The 21,700-nt window shown below is 67.6% G+C and carries 28 protein-coding genes; 11 read left to right on the top strand and 17 right to left on the bottom strand.

The window, feature by feature from the left end; genetic code table 11:
* Positions 1 to 197: 197 nt before the first annotated feature.
* Both VF649_RS14055 and ispG read right to left on the bottom strand, forming a co-directional pair.
* Positions 198 to 692, bottom strand: coding sequence for a GNAT family N-acetyltransferase (locus VF649_RS14055; RefSeq protein ID WP_331012585.1), 495 nt, complete (start codon positions 690 to 692; stop codon positions 198 to 200).
* The gene (ispG, locus tag VF649_RS14050) at positions 689 to 1,819 is read right to left on the bottom strand and encodes a flavodoxin-dependent (E)-4-hydroxy-3-methylbut-2-enyl-diphosphate synthase (protein ID WP_331012584.1); all 1,131 of its coding nucleotides are present in this window, start codon (positions 1,817 to 1,819) and stop codon (positions 689 to 691) included. The genes VF649_RS14055 and ispG overlap by 4 nt, the downstream gene beginning before the upstream one ends.
* 81 nt (positions 1,820 to 1,900) lie before the next feature.
* On the opposite strand from ispG, the gene VF649_RS14045 reads away from it, so the two are divergent.
* The 3 genes from VF649_RS14045 to VF649_RS14035 all read left to right on the top strand — a co-directional run bounded on the left by VF649_RS14045 (position 1,901) and on the right by VF649_RS14035 (position 4,251).
* A complete protein-coding gene (locus VF649_RS14045; protein ID WP_331012583.1) occupies positions 1,901 to 2,833 on the top strand; it encodes an isoaspartyl peptidase/L-asparaginase in 933 nt (310 codons plus the stop codon).
* A 64-nt stretch (positions 2,834 to 2,897) separates the two neighbouring features.
* Positions 2,898 to 3,797, top strand: a complete 900-nt coding sequence (locus VF649_RS14040) for a S1/P1 nuclease (protein WP_331012582.1) — start codon at positions 2,898 to 2,900, stop codon at positions 3,795 to 3,797.
* A 1-nt stretch (position 3,798) separates the two neighbouring features.
* Entirely contained in the window at positions 3,799 to 4,251 is a 453-nt protein-coding gene (locus VF649_RS14035; RefSeq protein WP_331012581.1) for a hypothetical protein, read from the top strand.
* 61 nt (positions 4,252 to 4,312) lie between these two features.
* Here the strand turns inward: VF649_RS14035 and pal are convergent, their stop codons facing one another.
* The 15 genes from pal to VF649_RS13960 all read right to left on the bottom strand — a co-directional run bounded on the left by pal (position 4,313) and on the right by VF649_RS13960 (position 13,960).
* On the bottom strand, positions 4,313 to 4,861 hold the full coding sequence (gene pal, locus VF649_RS14030; protein WP_331012580.1) for a peptidoglycan-associated lipoprotein Pal: 549 nt from the start codon (positions 4,859 to 4,861) through the stop codon (positions 4,313 to 4,315).
* Between the two features lie 68 nt (positions 4,862 to 4,929).
* A complete protein-coding gene (gene tolB / locus VF649_RS14025) occupies positions 4,930 to 6,297 on the bottom strand; it encodes a Tol-Pal system beta propeller repeat protein TolB (RefSeq protein ID WP_414713686.1) in 1,368 nt (455 codons plus the stop codon).
* Positions 6,298 to 6,305: 8 nt separating this feature from the next.
* A complete protein-coding gene (locus VF649_RS14020) occupies positions 6,306 to 7,328 on the bottom strand; it encodes a cell envelope biogenesis protein TolA (RefSeq protein WP_331012578.1) in 1,023 nt (340 codons plus the stop codon).
* Between the two features lie 10 nt (positions 7,329 to 7,338).
* The gene (tolR, locus tag VF649_RS14015) at positions 7,339 to 7,791 is read right to left on the bottom strand and encodes a protein TolR (protein WP_331012577.1); all 453 of its coding nucleotides are present in this window, start codon (positions 7,789 to 7,791) and stop codon (positions 7,339 to 7,341) included.
* Positions 7,792 to 7,951: 160 nt separating this feature from the next.
* Positions 7,952 to 8,641 (bottom strand): protein TolQ, encoded by a 690-nt coding sequence (gene tolQ / locus VF649_RS14010; protein ID WP_331012576.1) that lies wholly within the window; start codon positions 8,639 to 8,641, stop codon positions 7,952 to 7,954.
* Positions 8,638 to 9,114 carry a YbgC/FadM family acyl-CoA thioesterase gene (locus VF649_RS14005; RefSeq protein WP_331012575.1) on the bottom strand — a complete coding sequence of 159 codons (477 nt, stop codon included), beginning with the start codon at positions 9,112 to 9,114 and terminating at the stop codon, positions 8,638 to 8,640. The genes tolQ and VF649_RS14005 overlap by 4 nt, the downstream gene beginning before the upstream one ends.
* Before the next feature lie 51 nt (positions 9,115 to 9,165).
* Positions 9,166 to 10,194 (bottom strand): Holliday junction branch migration DNA helicase RuvB, encoded by a 1,029-nt coding sequence (ruvB, locus tag VF649_RS14000; protein WP_331012574.1) that lies wholly within the window; start codon positions 10,192 to 10,194, stop codon positions 9,166 to 9,168.
* A 1-nt stretch (position 10,195) separates the two neighbouring features.
* Entirely contained in the window at positions 10,196 to 10,414 is a 219-nt protein-coding gene (locus VF649_RS13995) for a type II toxin-antitoxin system HicA family toxin (RefSeq protein ID WP_331012573.1), read from the bottom strand.
* The gene (locus tag VF649_RS13990) at positions 10,407 to 10,607 is read right to left on the bottom strand and encodes a type II toxin-antitoxin system HicB family antitoxin (protein WP_331012572.1); all 201 of its coding nucleotides are present in this window, start codon (positions 10,605 to 10,607) and stop codon (positions 10,407 to 10,409) included. The genes VF649_RS13995 and VF649_RS13990 overlap by 8 nt, the downstream gene beginning before the upstream one ends.
* 28 nt (positions 10,608 to 10,635) lie before the next feature.
* Positions 10,636 to 11,232: a Holliday junction branch migration protein RuvA gene (gene ruvA, locus VF649_RS13985; RefSeq protein ID WP_331012571.1), complete on the bottom strand. Its 597-nt coding sequence runs from the start codon at positions 11,230 to 11,232 to the stop codon at positions 10,636 to 10,638.
* A complete protein-coding gene (gene ruvC, locus VF649_RS13980) occupies positions 11,229 to 11,732 on the bottom strand; it encodes a crossover junction endodeoxyribonuclease RuvC (RefSeq protein WP_331012570.1) in 504 nt (167 codons plus the stop codon). Before ruvC ends, ruvA begins: the two co-directional genes overlap by 4 nt.
* A gap of 67 nt (positions 11,733 to 11,799) precedes the next feature.
* Positions 11,800 to 12,546 carry a YebC/PmpR family DNA-binding transcriptional regulator gene (locus VF649_RS13975; protein WP_331012569.1) on the bottom strand — a complete coding sequence of 249 codons (747 nt, stop codon included), beginning with the start codon at positions 12,544 to 12,546 and terminating at the stop codon, positions 11,800 to 11,802.
* A 39-nt stretch (positions 12,547 to 12,585) separates the two neighbouring features.
* On the bottom strand, positions 12,586 to 13,305 hold the full coding sequence (locus VF649_RS13970; RefSeq protein ID WP_331012568.1) for a hypothetical protein: 720 nt from the start codon (positions 13,303 to 13,305) through the stop codon (positions 12,586 to 12,588).
* A 32-nt stretch (positions 13,306 to 13,337) separates the two neighbouring features.
* Positions 13,338 to 13,580 carry a DUF2312 domain-containing protein gene (locus tag VF649_RS13965; RefSeq protein ID WP_331012567.1) on the bottom strand — a complete coding sequence of 81 codons (243 nt, stop codon included), beginning with the start codon at positions 13,578 to 13,580 and terminating at the stop codon, positions 13,338 to 13,340.
* An 86-nt stretch (positions 13,581 to 13,666) separates the two neighbouring features.
* Positions 13,667 to 13,960, bottom strand: coding sequence for a DUF1244 domain-containing protein (locus tag VF649_RS13960; protein ID WP_414713685.1), 294 nt, complete (start codon positions 13,958 to 13,960; stop codon positions 13,667 to 13,669).
* Between the two features lie 77 nt (positions 13,961 to 14,037).
* On the opposite strand from VF649_RS13960, the gene pyk reads away from it, so the two are divergent.
* The 8 genes from pyk (at position 14,038) to VF649_RS13920 (ending at position 21,690) form a co-directional block, all read left to right on the top strand.
* Positions 14,038 to 15,513: a pyruvate kinase gene (gene pyk / locus VF649_RS13955; protein ID WP_331012565.1), complete on the top strand. Its 1,476-nt coding sequence runs from the start codon at positions 14,038 to 14,040 to the stop codon at positions 15,511 to 15,513.
* 164 nt (positions 15,514 to 15,677) lie between these two features.
* Positions 15,678 to 16,088 (top strand): SUF system Fe-S cluster assembly regulator, encoded by a 411-nt coding sequence (locus VF649_RS13950; RefSeq protein ID WP_331012564.1) that lies wholly within the window; start codon positions 15,678 to 15,680, stop codon positions 16,086 to 16,088.
* Complete coding sequence (gene sufB, locus VF649_RS13945; RefSeq protein WP_331012563.1) at positions 16,085 to 17,566, top strand: Fe-S cluster assembly protein SufB; 1,482 nt, start codon at positions 16,085 to 16,087, stop codon at positions 17,564 to 17,566. The genes VF649_RS13950 and sufB overlap by 4 nt, the downstream gene beginning before the upstream one ends.
* Before the next feature lie 85 nt (positions 17,567 to 17,651).
* Positions 17,652 to 18,395, top strand: a complete 744-nt coding sequence (gene sufC, locus VF649_RS13940; protein ID WP_331012562.1) for a Fe-S cluster assembly ATPase SufC — start codon at positions 17,652 to 17,654, stop codon at positions 18,393 to 18,395.
* Positions 18,283 to 19,575, top strand: a complete 1,293-nt coding sequence (locus VF649_RS13935) for a SufB/SufD family protein (protein ID WP_331012561.1) — start codon at positions 18,283 to 18,285, stop codon at positions 19,573 to 19,575. The genes sufC and VF649_RS13935 overlap by 113 nt, the downstream gene beginning before the upstream one ends.
* Before the next feature lie 86 nt (positions 19,576 to 19,661).
* Positions 19,662 to 20,888: a cysteine desulfurase gene (locus tag VF649_RS13930; protein WP_331012560.1), complete on the top strand. Its 1,227-nt coding sequence runs from the start codon at positions 19,662 to 19,664 to the stop codon at positions 20,886 to 20,888.
* Complete coding sequence (locus VF649_RS13925; protein WP_331012559.1) at positions 20,885 to 21,337, top strand: SUF system Fe-S cluster assembly protein; 453 nt, start codon at positions 20,885 to 20,887, stop codon at positions 21,335 to 21,337. The genes VF649_RS13930 and VF649_RS13925 overlap by 4 nt, the downstream gene beginning before the upstream one ends.
* Positions 21,337 to 21,690 (top strand): iron-sulfur cluster assembly accessory protein, encoded by a 354-nt coding sequence (locus VF649_RS13920; RefSeq protein ID WP_331012558.1) that lies wholly within the window; start codon positions 21,337 to 21,339, stop codon positions 21,688 to 21,690. Before VF649_RS13925 ends, VF649_RS13920 begins: the two co-directional genes overlap by 1 nt.
* The last annotated feature ends 10 nt before the right edge of the window (positions 21,691 to 21,700 follow it).

Here is a 21,700-nt window from a genome sequence, read left to right as displayed (position 1 = left end):
TTTCTGTCGAACCCCGCGGCCGACCCGGCACCGGCCGATGTCGCGCCCGCGGAGGAAAAGCCGCGCCGCCGCCGCCGCACCCGCGCGGAAATGGAAGCCAGCGACAGCGGCGACGTCGCCGCCTGATCGCGGATGCTCACGAACAGGGTGGCTCATCGACGGGTCAGCCACCCTTTTCTGTCTGGTAATGCGGCGTGCTACGTTGCCAGTGCCGCCAGCGCCGCTCCCTCCAGCCGCCAGGGCTGCCAGCCCGATGCGGGCCGCGCACCCAGCGCCGCATAAAATCCCGCCGCCGTCGCATTCCAGTCGAGCACCGCCCAGTCGATTCGCGCGCAGTTCCGGGCCGCCGCTTCCTGTGCCAGCGCCCGGAACAACGCCTTGCCCACCCCGGTCCCGCGCGCGGCATCCGCGACGAACAGGTCTTCCAGATACAGGCTCGGCCGCCCGGTCCAGGTCGAATAGGTCTGGAACCACACCGCGACACCGACAACGGTTTCTTCCAGCACCGCGACATGCGCGAACACCTGCGCATCGGCACCGAACAGCGTGGCGTGCAACGATGTCTCCGTCGCGTGCACCGCATCCGGTTCACGCTCATAGACCGCCAGCGCAACGATCAACGCCAGCATGGCGGCGACGTCACCCGGTCGGGCGCGCCGTACGCTGACTCCGGCGCTCGTTCCGACGCTCACTCCGCCGCCTGTACCAGCGCCGCTTCCGCCTCCGCGGCCTCGATCGCCGCCGCCTTCGCCTCGACCAGGCGGACGATGTGGTCGATCATCCCCTCATCCTGCACGGTATGATCGGTCACGCCCGACAGATACACCATATGCTTGCCCGCCCCGCCGCCGGTCAGCCCGATGTCCGTCTCGCGCGCCTCGCCGGGGCCGTTGACGACGCAACCCAGCACGGACAGCGACAACGGCGTCGCGATATGGCTCAACCGTGCCTCCAGCGCCTCCACCGTGCGGATCACGTCGAAACCCTGCCGCGCGCAGGAGGGGCAGGACACCACGCGCACGCCGCGCGTCCGGATACCCAGCGCCTTCAGGATCTCGTAACCGACACGGACCTCTTCTTCGGGTTCGGCGGACAGCGATACGCGGATCGTGTCGCCGATCCCGTACCACAGCAACGATCCCATCCCGATCGCCGACTTGACGGTCCCGCCGATCAGCCCGCCGGCTTCGGTGATGCCCAGGTGCAGCGGACAGTCCACCTGCTCCGCCAGTTGCTGATAGGCCGCCACCGCCAGGAAGAGGTCGGATGCCTTCACCGCGACCTTATATTCGTGAAAATCATGATCCTGCAGAAGCTTGATATGATCCATCGCGCTTTCGACCAGCGCGTCGGGGCATGGTTCGCCATATTTTTCCAGCAGATCGCGTTCCAGGCTGCCGCCATTCACCCCGATCCGGATCGAACAGCCATTGGCCTTGGCCGCGCGCACCACCTCGGCCACGCGCGCACTCGATCCGATATTGCCCGGGTTGATCCGCAGGCACGCCGCCCCCGCGTCCGCTGCCTCCAGCGCGCGCTTGTAGTGGAAATGGATATCGGCGACGATCGGCACCTTGGCCGCGCGCACGATCTGCTTCAGCGCCGCGGACGATGCCTCGTCCGGCACGGAGACCCGAACGATATCCACACCGACATCCTCGCACCGCCGGATCTGGTCCACGGTCGCCCGAACATCGGTGGTCGGCGTGTTCGTCATCGTCTGCACCGACACCGGCGCATCGCCCCCGACGGGCACCTTGCCCACCATGATCTGGCGCGACGGACGGCGCGCAATATCGCGCCAGGGACGGAGGGACATGATATTTCCCGGATGGTTGCAGTGCCCGCTATATAGAGCAACACGCGCACAGCGTCACCCGCGGAAAGCAGAGCAGACCCCATGACCACCGATACCCCCTCCTGGACGCTGGTCCTGCACGGCGGCTCCGGATCGATGACCCGCCACACGCTGTCGCCGGAGGCCGATGCTGCCGGGCGCGCCGGGTTGCACGCCGCGCTCGCCGCCGGCACTGCGGTCCTCGCTGCATCGGGCAGCGCGCTCGACGCGGTCGAGGCGGCGATCCGCGTGCTGGAGGATGATCCCGCCTTCAACGCCGGCCGCGGATCGGTCTTCACCGCGGACGGCCGCATCGAATGCGATGCCGCGATCATGGACGGGCGGGACCGCAATGCCGGCGCGGTCGCCGGTGCCACCGCCACCCGCCATCCGATCGTGCTCGCGCGGGCGGTGATGGAACGCAGTCCGCATGTCCTGCTCGCCGGGACCGGGGCCGATGCCTTTTCCCGCGATCATGGCCTGGAACAGGCCGATCAGGACTGGTTCGCGATTGCCGAACGCCGCCGTCAGCTTGACGAGTTGCTCGCCGATCCGGACGGGCCGTTCGACATCGGCATGAAATATGGCACGGTGGGCGCCGTCGCGGTCGACGGGGCCGGCCATGTCGCCGCCGCCACCTCCACCGGTGGGCTCACGGCCAAGAAATGGGGCCGGATCGGCGACAGCCCGCTGATCGGCGCCGGTACCTATGCCGACGATCGCGCCGCCGCCATCTCCTGCACCGGCGCGGGCGAATATTTCATCCGGCTTGGCGTCGCGCATGAAATCGCCGCGCGCGTCCGCCTGTCGGGCTGCAGCATCGAGGACGCGGCCGACATGCTGATCGGCGAACTGGGTGACATCGGCAGCAAGGGCGGCGTCATCGTTGTCAGCCCGGATGGATCGGGCGGCTGGGCGTTCAACACTCCGGGCATGTACCGCGCCATCGCCACGCATGACACCACGCCCGAGGTCGCGATCTACGGCGACGAGTAGGACAGGGCTCGCTTCCGGAACCCCGCCCTCGCCTTTCCTGCGCGACAGGCGTAGCGGGGCGCTCATGAGTCGCCTGTATCGCATCATTGCCCTGTTCCTGGCGCTGACCGCCACCAGCCCCGCCTTCGCCTGGTGGGATTATGGCCACCGCACCGTCGCCACGATCGCCATGGCGCAGGTCACGCCCCGCACCCGTGCCGCGATCCGCCGGCTGATCGCGCAATCGCCGACCCTCCGCACGCCGACCTGTCCGATCCGGTCGATCGAGGATGCCAGCACCTGGGCCGATTGCATCAAGCCGCTCGGTGACCGCTTCAGCTACGCCTATAGCTGGCACTATCAGAATGCCGACATCTGCAAGCCGTTCGACATCAAGGCCGCCTGTGCCGATGGCAATTGCGTGTCGGCCCAGATCGAACGCGCCACCCGCATGCTCCAAGATCGCAGCCTGCCGACCCGCGACCGGGTCGAGGCGTTCGCGTTCCTCGTCCACTTTGTCGGCGATCTCCACCAGCCGCTCCACGCCGGCGACCGCAGCGACCGCGGCGGCAATGATCAACCCGCCAATTACGGGGTGATGGCGGGCAAGCGGAACCTGCACACCGTCTGGGACGGGCTGCTGGCCGATCGCGCCATCTCGACGCCGCCCGGCGGCTCGCTCGGGATCCTGTCCGAACTGTCGCCGGCAGAGCGCCGGGCTGCCGTGGCCGGCAGCGTCGCCGACTGGTCGCGTGAAAGCTGGACGGTCGCGCAGCAGGCCTATGCCGATCTGCTCGGCGGTGACGGCTGTGGCCCGCAACCCGCCGGCCGGCCGACATTGATGCCCGACGCGATCACGCGCGACATCCCGCTGCTCCGGCGCCAGGTCGCGCGCGGCGGCCTGCGGCTGGCGCAACTGCTCGATGAGGCGCTAGGCGGCGCCACCCCCGATCCGTCGCGGCTGCCGCGCCGGCGCCGCGGCTGACATGCGCTATTTCCTGGATACCGAATTCAACGGCTTTGGCGGGGAATTGATCAGCGTCGGGCTGGCGGCGGAATATGGCGATGATGATTATTACGCGGTCATCCTCCCGCTGCCGGATCCACCGGAGCCGTGGGTCGCGCGCCATGTTCTGCCCTATCTGCGCAGCGTGCCCGCGTTGCTCCACACGGAACTAGACCGGATCGCCGCCGCGCACGATATCGCCGCCTATCTCCGCACCGATCCCGATCCGGTCATCGTCGCCGACTGGCCGGAGGACATCGCGCTGTTCTGCCGCCTGCTCATGCCCGCCGCGACCGATGTCGTCGACCTGCCGGGGCTGCGCTTCGAATATCTGCGCACCCCCGGCTTCTCGACCGCGCGCAACAGCAAGGTGCCGCACAACGCGCTCCACGATGCCCGCGCCTTGCGGGATTTCGTACTGGGCGGCGAATGACCCGGCCGCTCTTCTGCGGGCAGGATGGGCATCCTTCCCGACAGAAAGCGGCTCTCCGGGTTCAGAACGAACCGTTGGCCCCGACCGGCACCACCGTTACCGCACGGCGGTTCTGCGCATAGGCCGCGTCGTCCGAACCGGTCGCCGCCGGCCGTTCCTTGCCATAGCTGATGACCGAGATCCGCGCCGCATAGACACCGTTCGACGCCAGGAAGTTCTTGGCGGAATTGGCGCGACGGTCGCCCAGCGCGAGATTATATTCGCGGGTGCCGCGCTCGTCGCAATGCCCCTCCACCGTGACACGCACATTCGGGTTCTTCTGCAACCACTGCGCCTGACGCAGGAGGATCGCCTGCGCCTCGCTGTCGACATCCGAACTGTCGGTCCCGAACAGCACCGTGTCGGTACCGGCCTGCGCGATGAAATCGGCGCGGCTGCCGGGTACGGTCGTGGATCCCATGCCGGTATCCGCACCGGCACTACCTGCACCGCCATCCGTCATACCCGTTCCCGCCGGTGCCGGCGGCAGCGTGGCGGGTTTCTTCTTCGCGCATCCGGCGACCGCGATCAACATGGCACCGGCCAGCGCATATTTCGTCAGATGGTTCATGATCGTCTCCCTTGATCGTCGGCGGCCCCGCTCCGGCCGCGTCACTGTCGTGATGGTAAGCGGGTGCGTCAGGGCAGCAACGGCCCCCACGCAGGATCGGATCCATCCAGCGGCGTCGGCACCGGACGCAGATTCTTGCCGGTCAGGTCGACCGACCACAGGTCGGCCTTGCCGCTGCCCTGCCCGGTCCGGAAGAACAGGATGACGCGGCCATTGGGGGACCAGCTCGGCCCCTCATCCTGCCACGCATTGGTCAGGATCGTCTCGTTGCCGCCGCCGGGCGTCATCGTACCGATCCGGAACCCGCCGCTGATCTTGGTGAACGCGATCAGGTCGCCGCGCGGGCTCCATACCGGCGTGCCATATCGCCCGCCGCCGAAGCTGATCCGGTTCTGCCCCGATCCGTCGGCGTTCATCACATAGAGCTGCTGCCCGCCCGACCGGTCGCTTTCGAACACGATCCGCGCGCCGTCCGGGGAATAGCTGGCACCCGTATCGATGCCCGGCGACGTCGTCAGCCGCTGCGGCGCGCCGCCGCCGGTCGCCACGCGGTAGATATCGGTATTGCCGTTCACCGACATGGAAAACACGATAGAGCGACCGTCGGGCGAGAAGCGCGGCGCGAACGTCATGTTCGGCTGATCCACCACCAGCCGCTGCTTGCCGCTGCCCATGTCGTAGACATAGATACGCGGGCGATCATTCTCGAACGACATATAGGTGATCGTCTGCTGGTTGGGTGCGAACCGCGGCGTCAGCACGATCGATCGGCCGTTGGTCAGGAACCGGTGATTGGCCCCGTCCTGGTCCATCACCGCCAGCCGCTTCACCCGCCGCGTCTTCGGGCCCGTTTCGGAAACATAGACGACGCGACTGTCGAAATACGGGCCCTCGCCGCTGAGCCGGGTATAGACCGTATCCGCGCATTTATGCGCGGCGCGCCGCCACTGCGCCGGCGGCACGACAAAGCCTTGCCGCGCCAGTTCGGTCTGCGCAAACACGTCGTACAAATAGCAGCCCACGGTCAGCGTGCCGTCGCCATTGGCCTGGACGAAACCCTGGACCAGCGCCTGCGCACCGGTGCTGCCCCAGCCCGGAAAATCCGGTGCGGTCACCTGCGCGAACGACACCGGCCGCAACGCGGATCCGACCAGCGGGGTGAACAGGCCCGAATTGCGCAGGTCGTTGGTCACGATGTCCGCGACCTGCCGCCCGAGCGACGCAGTGTCGCCGGCCGGGGTTGCCGCGCCCGTCGGCGTCGGCATCACCGGCACCGCAATCGGCATCGGCGCGGAAATACCGCCGACCACATCCACCTCCAGCGGGCCGGACGCCTGCCCCGCCGCGGCCGGCGCTGCGGGTGCCGGGGCCGGCACCTGCGCACCGGCGGCACCGGTGGACAGCAGCGCGATCAGCGTCAGAAACTTGGCTCTCATCTCGTTCCTCATCCCGGCAGCTTGTACCGTATCACGATATCGTTCCAGCCCTGCCCGTTTCCGACCTGATAGAGTTCGGGCGGCAGTTTCAACGGCGAACATTCGCGCGCGATGCCGATCGCCAGTTCCCCGACCCGGGTGGCATAGCGGGCGTTTTCGTCGTCGGTGCCGGTCTGACCCAGCACGGTCGGCGCGCTTGCCAGCGACCCATCCTTGCGGAACTGCAACCGCATCCGCGTCACGATCCGGTTCGATCCCGGCCCCGGACTCGATCGGCGATCGGCGCAGGGCAGCAACTGCCGCTGGATCGCACCGACCAGCCCCGCCATCTGATTCGCGCTCACCGTCGCGGCGCGCGGGGCCTGGGTCTTGCTGTCGCTCTTCTCCGGGCTGATCCCCTTCAGGAAGTCATCGCCCAGCGCCGCGCCCGCGGTCTTGCGCCCGCTGCCGGCGCCCGTCTTGGCGGCGGAGTCCGACGCGCTGCCCGCCGCGCTCTTCGCGGGTGCGGATCGGGCCGGCGCAGCCTTGGCGGGGGTGACACGGTCGGCTGCGGCCTTGGCCGGCGCGGGCTTGGCGGGCGTCGGCTTCGCCGGGCTTGGCTTGGCGGGTGCGGGTGCGGGCTTCGGCGCGGGTTTCTGAACCGGCTTTGGGGTGGGGGTGGGTTTCGGGACCGGTTTCGGCTTTGGCGGCGGGGCGGGGGGCGTCGGCGTCTTCACCGGCGTGGGACTTGGTTTCGGCGCGGGCGGCGGCGTTGGGCGGGGTTCCGGCGGCGCCGGCGTCGGTTCGGACGCGGCCGCCGCGGCTTCTTCCGGCTTACCCGTTTCGGGGGCCTGCGATGTCGCCGGCGCTTCGCTTGCCGGATCGGGGGCACCGGATACCAGCCCCACCTCGTCCGCGAACTGGATGTCGATCGTGTCGCTGACCGGCTTCGGCACGGGCTTGGGCGTCAGCAATCCCAGCGACAGCACCGCCAGCAAGGCGGCATGCGCCACGATCGCGATGCCGAGCCCGGCCCTTTCCGACCGTTCCATGGTCATCGGATCAGCGCGCGGCCGCCGGCGTGTCCGCGCCGACCGTCACCAGCGCGACCTTGTTCAGCCCCGCCTTGTTGAGTTCGCCCATCACCTTCATCACGCGGCCATAGTCCAGCGTGCGATCGGCCCGCAGAAACACCTGCGGCGGATCCTTGCCTGCCCCGTCAGCCGCCGCCCGCGCCAGCCGGTCCGGCAACGCGGCATCCGACACCGGCGTCTCCCCGATGAAGATCCGCCCCTGCCCGTCGAGCGACAATTGCAGCGGCTCCTGCTCCTGTTCCAGCGCGCCGGCGCGGCTGTCCGGCAATTCCACCGGCACGCCCGCGGTCAACAGCGGTGCCGTCACCATGAAGATGATGAGCAGCACGAGCATCACGTCGACCAGCGGCGTGACGTTGATCTCCGCCATCGGCGCGCGCCGGCCCTTGGACCCGCGCCCGGATATGGGACCCATCGCCATGACTATCCCCTCTCCCACCGGGAGAGGGAGGGCCCCATGCACGCTTGCGCATGGGAGGGTGAGGGCGCGTCAGGGGAAAAGGCGATCGGCCGCACCCTCCCACGGCTGACGCCGCCGGCCCCTCCCTCTCCCGGGAGGGGAGGGTTGTTTCTACCCCCCCTCACGCTTCCAGTTCCCGGCTCAACGTCGCATGAAACCCGTCCGCGAAGCGGTTCAGCTTCGCCTCGAACCGGTTGAGGTGATGCGTCAGCCGGTTATAGGCGATGACCGCCGGGATCGCCGCGAACAGGCCCAGCGCGGTCGCGAACAGCGCCTCTGCGATGCCCGGCGCCACCACTGCCAAATTGGTCGATTGCTGCCCGGCGATATCGGTGAAGGCGCGCATGATCCCCCACACCGTCCCGAACAGCCCGACGAACGGCGCCACCGATCCGATCGTCGCGAGGATGGAAATGCGGTCGTAGAGCCGGTCCATCTCCGCCCCGACCGACGCGGCCATCGCGGTGGCGAGCCGGGCGCGCGTGCCTTCGCGGTCGACCACCTTGGCGGCGGTCGACCGCCGCCATTCGCTGACCCCGGCGGAAAAGATCCGGGCCGACGGCAGATCTTCCTTGCCCGCGCCGTCATACAGCCGGTCAATATCCTCGGCTTTCCAGAAATCGCGCTCGAACGCGTCCGACTTCGCCCCGACGCGCCGCAGCTTCAGCCCGTGGCCGATGATGATCGCCCAGGTCCAGATGCTGGCGATGGTCAGGCCGATCATCACCGTCTTCACGATGATGTCCGCCTGCAGGAACAGGGTGACGGGCGACAGCATCGATCCGTTCGCCGCTACTTCGATACCAGTCATGCGGTCGTGTCGCTCCCAGTTGGCCGCTCGGTCAGCCGTTCGAAAATCATGATCCAATCGCGCGGCTGCCGCCGCGGGCGCCCCTCCGGCGACAGGAAGGCCGCGGTCACCTCCGCCTCCGCCAGATCTTCGTCACCCCGCATGACTGTCTGGTGAATGACGCAGGACGCCGCGCCGACTCGCAACACCAAGCTGACGATCCGCAACGCATCGTCCAGCCGCGCAGGGCGGCGGTAACGGATCGCCAGTTCGGATATCGCATAGGCGCCCACCCCGGATTCGTGCGCCGCGCGCTGGTCGATCCCGGCGCTGCGCAGCATATCCGACCGCGCGCGTTCCATGTAGCGCAGATAATTGGCGTGATAGACCACCCCGGTCAGGTCGGTATCCTCGAAATACACCCGCACCGCAAAATGATGCGCCTGTCCGATGAACCCGCCCGCATAGGGCCGATCGAGATCGTCGTTAACCATTGCCGCGCGGTCTAACGGCTTGTGCGCGCGAGACAACCCGTTTCCACGCCGCTACCCCTCGAACAAGCCGCCCTGCACGATGCTTCCCTCCGGTTCGGGCAGTCCGATATGTCCCCAGGCGCGGGAATTGAGGCAGCGTCCGCGCGCGGTCCGCGCCACCAGCCCGAGCTGGATCAGATAGGGTTCGATCACTTCCTCGATCGTGTCGCGCGGTTCGCTGAGGCCCGCGGCCAGCGTCTCCACCCCCACCGGTCCGCCGCGATAGATATCGGCGATCATCATCAGGTAACGCCGGTCCATCGCGTCCAGCCCCAGCGAATCGACCTCCAGCCGGGTGAGCGCCACATCCGCGACTTTCGCATCCACCACCGGCGCGCCCGCGACATCGGCAAAGTCGCGGACCCGCCGCAGCAGCCGCCCGGCGATCCGCGGCGTACCGCGCGCGCGCCGGGCGATCTCCACCGCACCGTCCGCCGAAATCGCCATGCCCAGCAACCCGGCGGCGCGCGTCACCACCCGCTCCAGTTCCTCGACCGTATAGAATTGCAGCCGGATCGGAATCCCGAACCGGTCGCGCAAGGGCGTCGTCAGCAATCCCTGCCGCGTCGTCGCGCCGACCAGCGTGAAGCGCGGCAGGTCGATCCTGACCGACCGCGCCGACGGGCCTTCGCCGATCATCAGGTCGAGCGCCCGGTCCTCCATGGCCGGGTACAGCACCTCCTCCACCGCCGGATTCAGCCGGTGGATCTCGTCGATGAACAGGACGTCGCCATCTTCCAGATTGGTCAGCAGCGCCGCCAGATCGCCCGACTTGGCGATCACCGGCCCGGATGTCGCCCGGAACCCCACGCCCATCTCCCGCGCCACGATCTGCGCCAGCGTGGTCTTGCCGAGCCCCGGCGGCCCGAAGAACAGCACATGGTCCAGCACATCACCCCGCCCCTTCGCGGCCGACACGAACACCCGCAGATTTTCCCGTGCCGCCTTCTGCCCCACGAAATCGTCTAGCGACTTGGGACGCAACGCCGCATCGACATCCTCGGGTCGGCGGGCGGTGGAAAGCAAAGGATTGGAATCCATCTCAGCGGATGGCCGCGATGAATATGTCCGCGGTCAGTCCCGCCTGCCGAAGGATCCCGCCGAGCGTTCCCGCCTTGACCTCGTTGTGCAGAGGAACCACGCAGCCTGAGCTGTCGCGCCGCATCACCACATGGCTCCCGCGCTGCCGCACCCTGACATAGCCCAACCGTTCCAAGATGCGTATGATCTCCTGTCCCGACAGGACCGGCAGACTAGGCATCCGCCACAGCAAAAGTCGTGATGAGTGGCGCCGCTCCGAACGTCATTGGAAACTCCTCCAGGTAGAGGACCACCGCCTCGTGCAAATTGGACAACGCCGCCTCCAGCGTATCGCCCTGCGTCGTCGTACCCGTCTCGGGATTATAAGCGACGAAACCATCTTCGGCCCGGGTTAATATGGCGGTGACGTGCACGATGCGACTCTCCTCGAACGTGCGATGTTTACCGCGCCGCCTTCTTCAACGCCAGCCGCACCAGCGCGTCCAGCGTGGCGCCCGGCCCCAGTTCCTCCTCCGCCGCGGTCACCGCCGCCGATGCCTCGACCGGCCGGAACCCCAGATTGGCAAGCGCCGACAGCGCGTCGCCTGCGGCCGATCCCTTCGGCTGCGGCGCGGTGACGCCCGGGCCGAGCACGATGCCGCCGGTCTTGTCCTTCAGTTCGGTGACGATCCGGATCGCCAGTTTCGGCCCGACCCCATTGGCGCGCGCGACCATCGCCTTGTCGCCCGCCGCCACCGCCCGGACCAGTTCGACCGGATCGAGCACCGACAGGATCGCCAGCGCCACCCGGCCGCCGACGCCCTGCACCGACGTCAGCAACCGGAACCAGTCGCGCTCGGCGCCGCTGGCAAAGCCGTAAAGGGTCATTGCATCCTCGCGGACCTGCAATTCGGTGAACACCGTCACCTGCCCACCGACCGGCCCGATCACGCCGAGCGCGCGCGCCGACATCCACACCAGATAGCCGACACCGGCCACGTCGATCACCGCATGGTCGGCCGCGCTTTCCGCGAGCAGGCCGGTCAGCCGCGCGATCATGTCGGCACCACGCGCCGCGCCAGCGCCCGCGCGCTGGCCAGATGATGCGCGTGCGTGATCGCCACCGCCAGCGCATCGGCCGCATCGGGACCGCTCAGCTTCACGCCGGGCAACAGGTGCGCCATCATCGCCTGGATCTGTTTCTTGTCGGCACCGCCGGTCCCTACCACCGCTTTCTTGACGATGCTCGGATGATATTCGCCGATCGCGACACCGGCGGTGGCCGCCGCCAGCAACACCACGCCGCGCGCCTGTCCCAGCTTCAGCGTCGACTGCGCATTGCTGTTGCCCAGCACCTCCTCCACCGCCGCCCCGCCCGGCCGGTACGTCGCGATCACCGCCCCCAGCGCCTCGAACAACAGGGTCAGCCGTCGCGGCAGCTGCATTGCCGGCTCGGTCCGGATCTGGCCATTGGCGACATGGCTGAGCCGGTTGCCCTCCGCCGCGATGATCCCCCAGCCGGTGGTGCCGAGACCGGGATCAAGGCCGAGCAGGATCATTGTGGTGCGCCCGGCGAACGCACGCGAAACCGCTCCAATCCCCTGCCGCGATCGGGGCGGCGAAAACTCATCCGCCCAGTTTCTCCATCACATCCTCGGGCACGTCGTAATTGCCCCACACCGTCTGGACGTCGTCATCATCATCCAGCACGTCGATCAGCTTCATCAGCGTGGCGGCATCGGCTTCGCCCACGGTCACCATCGTCTGCGGGCGCCAGGCGAGCTTCGCGCCTTCGGCCTCACCCAGCACCGGCTCCAGCGCCTTGGCGACTTCGTGCAGGTCGCCCTGCGCAGTCCAGATTTCGTGCCCGTCCTCGGACGATTGCACATCCTCCGCGCCCGCTTCCAGCGCCGCCTCGAACACGGCGTCGGGCGTGCCGGCCTTGGCGGGGTAGGAAATCAGGCCCATCCGGTCGAACCCATGGCTCACCGATCCGCTGGCGCCCAGATTGCCGCCATTCTTGGCCATGCCGGTGCGGACGTTGGTCACGGTGCGGTTGCGATTGTCGGTCAGCGTCTCGATGATCAGCGACACGCCGCCGGGGCCAAAGCCTTCGTAACGGATTTCCTCGTAATTTTCCGAATCGCTGCTGCTCGCCTTGTTGATCGCGCGCTGGATATTGTCGTTCGGCATCGATTGCGCGCGTGCCGCAATGACGGCGGAACGCAGTCGGGCGTTCATGTCGGGATCCGGCAGGCCGGACTTGGCGGCCACCGTGATTTCCCGGCTCAGCTTGGAAAAGAGCGAGGAGCGCTTCTTATCCTGCGCACCCTTGCGGTGCATGATGTTCTTGAACTTGGAATGGCCGGCCATGTGCGGGCTGCTCGCCTTGAAATTGCGGAAAAGCGGCGTCTAGCGTGCTGGCTTGCCCTCGCGCAACCGCCACGCCGCGGTGCCCAGCGCCACGCTCAGCACCAATTGCGCCAGCGATGCCGCCGAATCGACGAACACGACCGCGATCAGCGCCGTTCCCGACAGCGTCGACGCGGGGTCGTCGAGCAGCATCGTCAGCATCAGGTGGACCGCGAAACAGGGGCTGACCACCGCCAGATAGGCCCCGGCAAAGGACCCGAACTGCCGCCGCAGCAGCCGCCAGCCGCCGCCCGGCCCGATCTGCCGATCGCCGATCGCGAGCGCCGCGATCCAGGGCGCCAGCGGCAGCAGGACCAGATTGGCGATGGTCGTCGCCACGAACGCCCACAACCAGAGATCCGCCAGCCTGGCCCCCGCCGGCAACAACGCCCGCGCGATTGCCAGGGGAACGAGCGTGAACAGGATCGCCGCGATCCACGCCGCCCCGAACCGGATCAGCGGCGGCCCTATCCGCACCACCGGCCGCACCGGCACCGCGGCGCGGTACAGGACATAGGTCATCAGGATCAGCGCCAGCGCCTGTACGACGTCGGCTCCCATGGCCGCGGATCCGGCGGTCGCGACCCGCATCAACGTGATGCCGATCACCACCAGCCCGGACATCACCCAATATCCCGGCGGCACCCCCCGCGCCTCTGCCAACATCAGCTGGATCCAGTCGCCGGTGCCCCGTCGTTGCCGCCGAACGCCTGGCGTCATGCCGATCCGCCCCCGATGTCCCTCATCCGATATCAGTGCAGACCCAGCGCGTTGCGATAGGTTTCGAGCAGCGCGTCCATCTCGTCGCGCGCATCCTTCTCCATCTTGCGCAGCCGCACGATGGTTTTCATCGTGGCCGGCACAAATCCCTGGCTCTTGGCCTCCAGATAGACGTCCTTGATGTCGTCGGACATGCCCTTCTTCTCTTCCTCCAGCCGTTCGATGCGTTCGATGAACAGCCGCAGCTGGTCGGCGGCGACATTGTCGTCACCCATGGTCAGTCTCCCCGGTCAAGATTTGAAGCTGCCGCTCCTAGAAGGTGGACGCCGTTACGATCAAGGGCGGGACTCGGGGTGGCGCTTCACGGATTCAACTTCAGGCTCGCCTCCATCCGCGCGATCTGTTCCGGCGTCGCGGGCTGCTGATGCGCTGCCTTCCATTCGGCATAGGGCATGCCGTAGACCGCCGCGCGGCCTTCCTCGCGCGTCAGGGTGCCGTCGGACGCCTCCGCCACCCAGTCGCCCAGGCAGTTGCGGCAGAAGCCGGCCAGACCCATGATGTCGACATTCTGCGCGTCGGTGCGGTGGCGCAGATGCGCGACGAGCCGGTGGAATGCCGCCGCCGCGACAGCGTCCGGAATGCTTTTATCAGGCAATTGAAACTCCATTCTTTGCTCCGCGCCGATACTGGCCTAGTCCCCCATACTCCGTAGACGAAGAAGGATAGATCGTCTTGGCCGAAACGACCGCCATTCGCGCCCATGCGCGCGCCCGCAAGGTTCGCGTGCTCGCGACCCTTGGTCCCGCCAGCGCCAGCCGGGACATGATTCGCAAACTGTACCTGGCCGGCGCCGATGCGTTCCGCATCAACATGAGTCATGGCGCCCATGCGGACAAGGCGGCGGTAATCGCCGCCATCCGGGACCTGGAACAGGAATTCGGACGTCCCAGCACGATCCTGTTCGATCTTCAGGGACCGAAACTGCGGGTCGGCAGCTTCGCGGATGGCCTGGTAGCGCTGAAGACCGGCGATCCGTTCGCGCTGGATCGCGATCCGACACCGGGCGACACGACACGCGTCTCCTTGCCGCACAAGGAGATTTTCGCGGCGATCGAGGTTGGCGCGCGCCTGCTGCTCGACGATGGCAAGCTGGTGCTGCGCGTCACCGCCTGTACCCCCGACCGGATCGATACGGTGGTCGAGGTCGGCGGCGCGCTGTCGAACAGCAAGGGGCTGAACGTCCCCGATGTCGTGCTGCCGATGGCGGCGCTGACCGAAAAGGATCGCCGTGATCTCGCCTTCGCGCTGGAACAGGGTGCCGACTGGATCGCGCTGTCGTTCGTGCAACGGCCGGAGGACGTCGCGGAGGCGCGGCGCCTGATCGGTGGCAAGGCCCTGCTGCTTGCCAAGATCGAGAAGCCGGCCGCGGTCGACCGGCTGGAGGAGATCCTGGAACTGGCCGATGCGGTGATGGTGGCGCGCGGTGACCTGGGTGTCGAAATGCCGCCGCAGGAGGTGCCGCGCCTGCAGAAACACATTGTGGAAACCGCCCGCCGACTCGGCCGGCCGGTCGTCGTCGCGACCCAGATGCTCGAATCGATGATCCGCGCGCCCACGCCGACCCGGGCGGAGGTGTCCGACGTCGCCACCGCCATCTATGATGGCGCCGATGCGGTCATGCTGTCCGCCGAAAGCGCCGCCGGCGACTGGCCGGAGGAATCGGTCGCGATGATGGACAAGATCGCGGTTTCGGTGGAGGCGGATCCCGGCTATCATGCGCGCATCCATTTCACCGAAACCCCGGCGGACCCCACCACCGCCGATGCGCTGGCGGCGGCGGCGACTGACATTGCGACCACGGTCGGTGCAAAGGCGATCATCTGCTTCACCACCTCGGGCTCCACCGCCCGCCGGGTGGCGCGGGAACGTCCGTCGGTCCCGCTGCTGGTGCTGACGCCGTCGCCGGAGGCGGCACGACGGCTCGGCCTGCTCTGGGGGGCGCATGCGGTCCTCACGCGCGATGTCGACAGTTTCGAGGCGATGGTCGCCAAATCGAAGCGCATGGCACTGCGCCATGGCTTTGCACGCGCCGGCGACCGGATCATCGTGATGGCGGGCGTCCCGTTCGGCACCCCGGGTTCGACCAACGTCCTGCATGTCGTGCGGCTGACCGGCGACGAGCTGCTCAACTACAAGCGCGTGCAGTAGGATCGCGCGGGACGGGGCAGGCATCGTGCCGCTCCGTCCCGCCGCTGTTCGCGAACGACCTGCGCGTCCCGGATTTTAAGCGCGTCGACGACATTCGGCGCGCTTGATCGCGCGCGCAAAAGCCCTATCTGCCAATCCTACCGATTCACTCCGATTGGACGCAGGTGCGACTCTCCTCCCTTGCCGATTATGCCGTCGTCATCCTGACCGCCGCCGCCCGTCGGCCGACGTGCGAACGGCTGTCGGCGACGACGCTGGCGGACGAAACCGGCGTGCCGTTGCCGACGACCCAGAAGCTGATGGGGCGGCTCGCCGCTTCCGGCCTGCTGACCTCGGCCCGCGGCACCGGCGGGGGTTTCCTGCTGGCGCGCGCGCCAGCGGATATCAGCCTGGCGGAGATCGTGGAGGCGGTGGAGGGGCCGATCGCGATGACGGCCTGTGTCGACGAGGGCCGGCATGACTGCGCGCTGGAAGGCGCGTGCCAGGTCAAGCCGCACTGGTCGGCCGTAAACGCAGCGGTGAAGGGTGCGCTGGGCGGTGTTTCGCTCGCGGCCCTGGCAGGAGCAAGAGCATGACGGACGTCCGCAATCGCGAAGCCCATGACGCGGTCGAGGAAGCCTCGGTCTACAAATATGGCTTCGTGTCCGACATCGAACAGGATTTCGCGCCAAAGGGGCTGAGCGAAGACACGGTCCGCTTCATTTCCGCAAAGAAGGGCGAGCCGCAATGGATGCTCGACTGGCGGCTGAAGGCCTATGCCCGGTGGCTGACGATGGAGTCGCCGGACTGGGCCAAGCTGAACATCGCGCCGATCGATTATCAGGACGCCTATTATTATGCCGCGCCCAAGGAGAAGCCGAAGCTCGGCAGCCTGGACGAGGTCGATCCCGAAATTCTGCGCGTCTATGAAAAGCTGGGTATCCCGATCGAGGAGCAGAAGCTGCTCGCCGGGGTCGAAGGCGCGGAGCCGCCACGCCGGATCGCCGTCGATGCGGTATTCGACAGCGTATCGGTCGCCACCACCTTCCGCGCCGAGTTGGAGAAGGCCGGCGTCATCTTCCGCTCGATTTCAGAGGCGGTGCGCGAATTTCCCGATCTCGTGCGGCAATGGCTGGGCAAGGTCGTCCCCGCGCACGACAACTACTTCGCGGCGTTGAACGCGGCGGTCTTCTCGGACGGCACCTTCGTCTACATCCCGGAAGGCGTGCGCTGCCCGATGGAGCTGAGCACCTATTTCCGGATCAACGCCGCCAACACCGGCCAGTTCGAACGCACGCTGATCGTTGCCGACAAGGGCAGCTACGTTTCCTATCTGGAAGGCTGCACCGCGCCGATGCGCGACGAGAATCAGCTGCACGCCGCCGTCGTCGAGCTGATCGCGCTCGACGATGCCGAGATCAAGTACAGCACCGTCCAGAACTGGTATCCGGGCGATGCCGACGGCAAGGGCGGCATTTATAATTTCGTCACCAAGCGCGCACTGTGCCAGGGCAAGAACAGCAAGGTCAGCTGGACCCAGGTCGAAACCGGCTCTGCGGTGACCTGGAAATATCCATCCTGCGTGCTGGCGGGCGAGAACAGCGTCGGGGAATTCTACTCGGTCGCGGTCACCAACAACCGGCAGCAGGCGGATACCGGCACCAAGATGATCCATCTCGGCAAGGGCAGCCGTTCGACGATCGTCGCCAAAGGCATTTCCGCCGGCCGCTCCGACAACACCTATCGCGGCCTCGTCCGTGTCGGGCCGACCGCGGAGGGGGTACGCAACTTCACGCAGTGCGACTCGCTGCTGCTCGGCGACCGCTGCGGCGCGCACACCATCCCCTATATCGAGGTGCGGAATCCCTCGGCGCAGATCGAACATGAGGCGACCACCTCCCGGATCAGCGACGACCAGATGTTCTACGCCATGTCGCGCGGTCTCGACCCCGAAAGCGCGGTCGGCCTGATCGTCAACGGCTTCGCCAAGGAAGTGCTGCAGCAGCTGCCGATGGAGTTCGCGGTCGAGGCGCAGAAGCTCTTGGGAATCTCGCTTGAGGGGAGTGTGGGCTAACCCCCTCCCCGTCATCCCGGCGCAGGCCGGGATCCCGTACCAACCGCCGGACCTGGATTCCGGCCTTCGCCGGAATGACGTATTGATGCTGAAGATCGAAAACCTCCACGCCGAAGTCGACGGCAAGTCCATCCTCAAGGGTCTGACGCTCAGCCTGAACGCGGGCGAGATCCACGCGATCATGGGGCCGAACGGCGCCGGCAAATCGACCTTGGCCTATGTATTGGGCGGCCGCCCCGGCTATGAGGTCACCGCCGGATCGGTAACCTTCCAGGGCAAGGACCTGCTCGACATGGCGCCGCACGAACGTGCCGCCGCCGGCCTGTTCCTCGGCTTCCAATATCCGGTCGAGATTCCCGGCATCTCGAACGTCCAGTTCCTGCGCACCGCGCTCAACGCGCAGAAGAAGGGCCGCGGCGAAGCGGAACTGTCCGGCGGCGCCTTCCTCAAGATCGCGCGCGAGCAGGCCGATGGGCTCGGCCTCGACATGGACATGATGAAGCGGCCGGTGAATGTCGGCTTTTCCGGCGGCGAGAAGAAGCGCAACGAAATGGTCCAGATGGGAATCATCGACCCCGCGCTCGCCATCCTCGACGAGACCGACAGCGGGCTCGACATCGACGCGCTGCGTATCGTCGGCGACGGCATCAACCGCATCATGCGCAAGCCCGACAAGGCGGTGCTGCTGATCACCCATTATCAGCGGCTGCTGGATTATGTTCGCCCGGATTTCGTGCATGTCCTGGCCGATGGCCGCATCGTCCGCTCCGGCGGCGCCGACCTCGCGCTGGACCTGGAACGTGAAGGCTATGCGGGGATCGCGGCGTGATGGTGCAGCCGCTCCGTTCCCCCGCAAACGCCGGCGCCCAGCTCCGCGCTCCGACCTGGGTCCCCGCTTGCGCGGGGATATGCAAGGGAACAGCATGACCCTCGCCCTCCCCAACCCCCGCGACGAGGCCTGGCGCTGGTCGGACCTGTCCGCCCTGCCCGCGCTGGCGGCGCAGATACCCGGCCACGGCCCGGTCGATCCCTCGCCATATTGGATCGGCACCGGCGGCCTGCGCCTGCTGTTCGTCGACGGCCGCTATGACGCCGCGCACAGCGCCCCCGGTCCGGTCATGCTCGGCCCGCTTGCGATCGCCAGCGATCATCCGCTCGGGCAACTCGCCACCGGCCAGGACGGCTGGACGCTGTCGGTTCCCGCCGGCGACACCGGATCTGCCGCGATCGAAATCGTCCACATCGCCACCGGCGGCGCCAATCATATCCCCGCGCGGATCATGCTGGCCGATGGCGCCCGCGCCAGCATCGTCGAGACGCATGCCGGCGACGGCTGGTCGAACCGGCTGACCGAGATCGTTCTCGGCACCGATGCCCGCCTCGACCGCCATGTCCGGCTGATGCAGGCGAGCGGCTTCACCGCGCTGCGCGAAACCGCGACGGCGGCGGCCGGTGCGCATCTCGCCGCCACCCTGCTCGCGCTCGGCGATGCCGGCACCCGCATCGACGCGGCGCTGACCCTCACCGGCGATGCCGCGCATGTCGCCTATGGCGGCGCACTGCTCGCCCGCGATCAGCAGCGGCACGACGCCGCCGTCGTCGTCCGCCATGCCGCGCTGGACGGGGTCAGCCGTCAGCATTGGCGTGCGGTCGCCGACGATCGCGCCACCGCCAGCCTGGCCGCGCGGGTCGAGGTCGCGCGCGATGCGCAGAAGACCGATGGCGAGCAATCGCTGCGTGGCCTGCTGCTCCGCCGCACCGCCACCATCAATCTGAAGCCCGAACTGGAGATCTTCGCCGACGACGTGAAATGCGCGCACGGCGCCACCGTCGGCGAACTGGACGCGCAGGCGCTCTGGTATCTCGCCAGCCGCGGCGTCCCGCCACAGCCTGCCCGCGCGCTCCTCACCCGCGCCTTCGTCGGCGACGCGCTCGACGGCATCGACGATGAAGCAGTGCGCGAGGCGTTTCGCGCCGCCGCCGATCTGTGGCTGGGAGCGGAGTCATGACCAACCCCTCTCCCACCGGGCGAGAGAAGGGTGAGGGCGACACGCGCGCCATCCAATCACAATCACCCTCCCATCGCCAAGAGTCGGTGGGCCCCGCCCTCTTGTGGGCGGAGAGGGGAACGGCACCGCTCGACGTGCTCGCGGATTTCCCTGCGATCCCCGACGGCTGGGCCTATCTCGATACCGCCGCCACCGCGCAGAAACCGCAGGTCGTGATCGACGCGATCGCCCGCGGCTATGCCGAAACCTATGCCACCGTCCACCGCGGTGTCTATCAGCGCTCGGCCGACATGACCCTGGCCTATGAAGCCGCGCGCGCCCGGATCGCGCGCTTCCTCGGTGCGGCCAGCGCGGACGAGATCGTCTATGTCCGCGGTGCGACCGAGGCGATCAACCTGGTCGCGAACAGCTGGGGCCGGACGCTCAAGCCCGGCGACCGCATCCTGCTCAGCCAGCTCGAACATCATGCCAATATCGTGCCGTGGCAGCTGCTGGCGGATCGCACCGGCGCGGTCATCGACGTCGCTCCGCTCACTGCGGACGGCCACATCGACCTCGACGCGGTGGAGGCGATGCTGACCCCGCAGCACAAATTGGTCGCACTCGCCCATGTCTCGAACGTGCTCGGCTCCGTCCTCAACGCGCGCCGCGCCGCCGATCTGGCGCATGCCGTGGGGGCGAAGATCCTGATCGACGGGTGCCAGTCGGTCGCGCGGGTCGCGGTCGATGTGCAGGCGCTCGACTGCGACTTCTACGTCTTTTCCGGGCACAAGCTCTACGGCCCCACCGGCATCGGCGTGCTGTGGGCGCGTGCCGATATTCTTGGCGAGATGCCACCCTGGCAGGGCGGCGGTGCGATGATCGACACGGTGTCCTTCTCCGGCACCACCTACGCCCCCCCGCCGGGCCGGTTCGAGGCGGGCACCCCGCACATCGTCGGGGCGCTGGGGCTTCATGCCGCGATCGACTATGTCGACGCGATCGGGCTGGACGCGATCCATGCGCACGAAACCGCGCTGGTGACCGCCGCGCGCGACCGGCTGTCGACGCTGAACAGCATCACCTTGTTCGGCCCTGGGGATGCCGCGGGGATCGTCAGCTTCGACGTGCGGGGGGTGCATCCGCACGATGTCGGCACCATATTGGACGAGGAGCGGGTCGCGATCCGCGCCGGGCATCATTGTTGTCAGCCGCTGATGGCGCATCTTGGCGTATCGGCCACCGCGCGCGCCAGCTTCGGCGTCTATAACGGCCTGGCCGATGTCGATGCGCTGGTGCGCGGGCTGGAACGGGTGACGAGGATCTTCGGGTGAACGACGATATCAGGACCGAACAGCTGGACCAGGCTCCACCCCCGCCGCCCCGCGCGCGGGTGACGGATGCGGTCGAGGATCGTCCGCGCGACTATCTCGAAGGCTTTTTGACGCAGAAGCCGGCGGAAATCGCGCCCGGTGAGCCCGGCGGCCAGACCTATGATATGGTGATCGAGGCGCTGAAGGAAATCTACGACCCGGAAATCCCGGTCAACATCTACGATCTCGGCCTGATCTACGGCGTCGATGTCGTCGACGATCATGTCGTGGTGTCGATGACGCTGACCACGCCCAACTGCCCCGTCGCGGAATCGATGCCGGGCGAGGTCGAGATGCGGGTAGGAGCCGTACCCGGTGTCGGATCGGCCGAGGTCAATCTGGTCTGGGATCCGCCCTGGGATCCGCAGAAGATGTCGGACGAAGCCAAACTCGAACTGGGAATGCTGTAATGGCCACCACGCTCCGCGCCCGTCCCGCTGCGCTGACCCTGACCGCATCGGCGCATGCGCGCATCGCCGACCTGATGGCGCGCGCGCCGGACGGGAGTATCGGGGTCAAGCTGTCGACCCCGCGCCGCGGCTGTTCGGGCCTCGCTTATTCGGTCGATTATGTCGCGAATGCCGATCCGATGGACGAACGGATCGAGACGCCCGGCGGCGTGCTCTACGTCGATGGTGGGTCGATCCTGTACCTGATCGGATCGACCATGGATTGGATCGAGGACGATTTCACCGCTGGCTTCGTGTTCGCGAATCCCAACGCCAAGGGCGCCTGCGGTTGCGGGGAAAGTTTCACCGTCTGACGGCCGACGC

Source organism: Sphingomonas sp. (assembly GCF_036387535.1).
Lineage (GTDB): Bacteria > Pseudomonadota > Alphaproteobacteria > Sphingomonadales > Sphingomonadaceae > Sphingomonas_R.
This window is presented reverse-complemented; position numbering and strand designations above follow the sequence as displayed.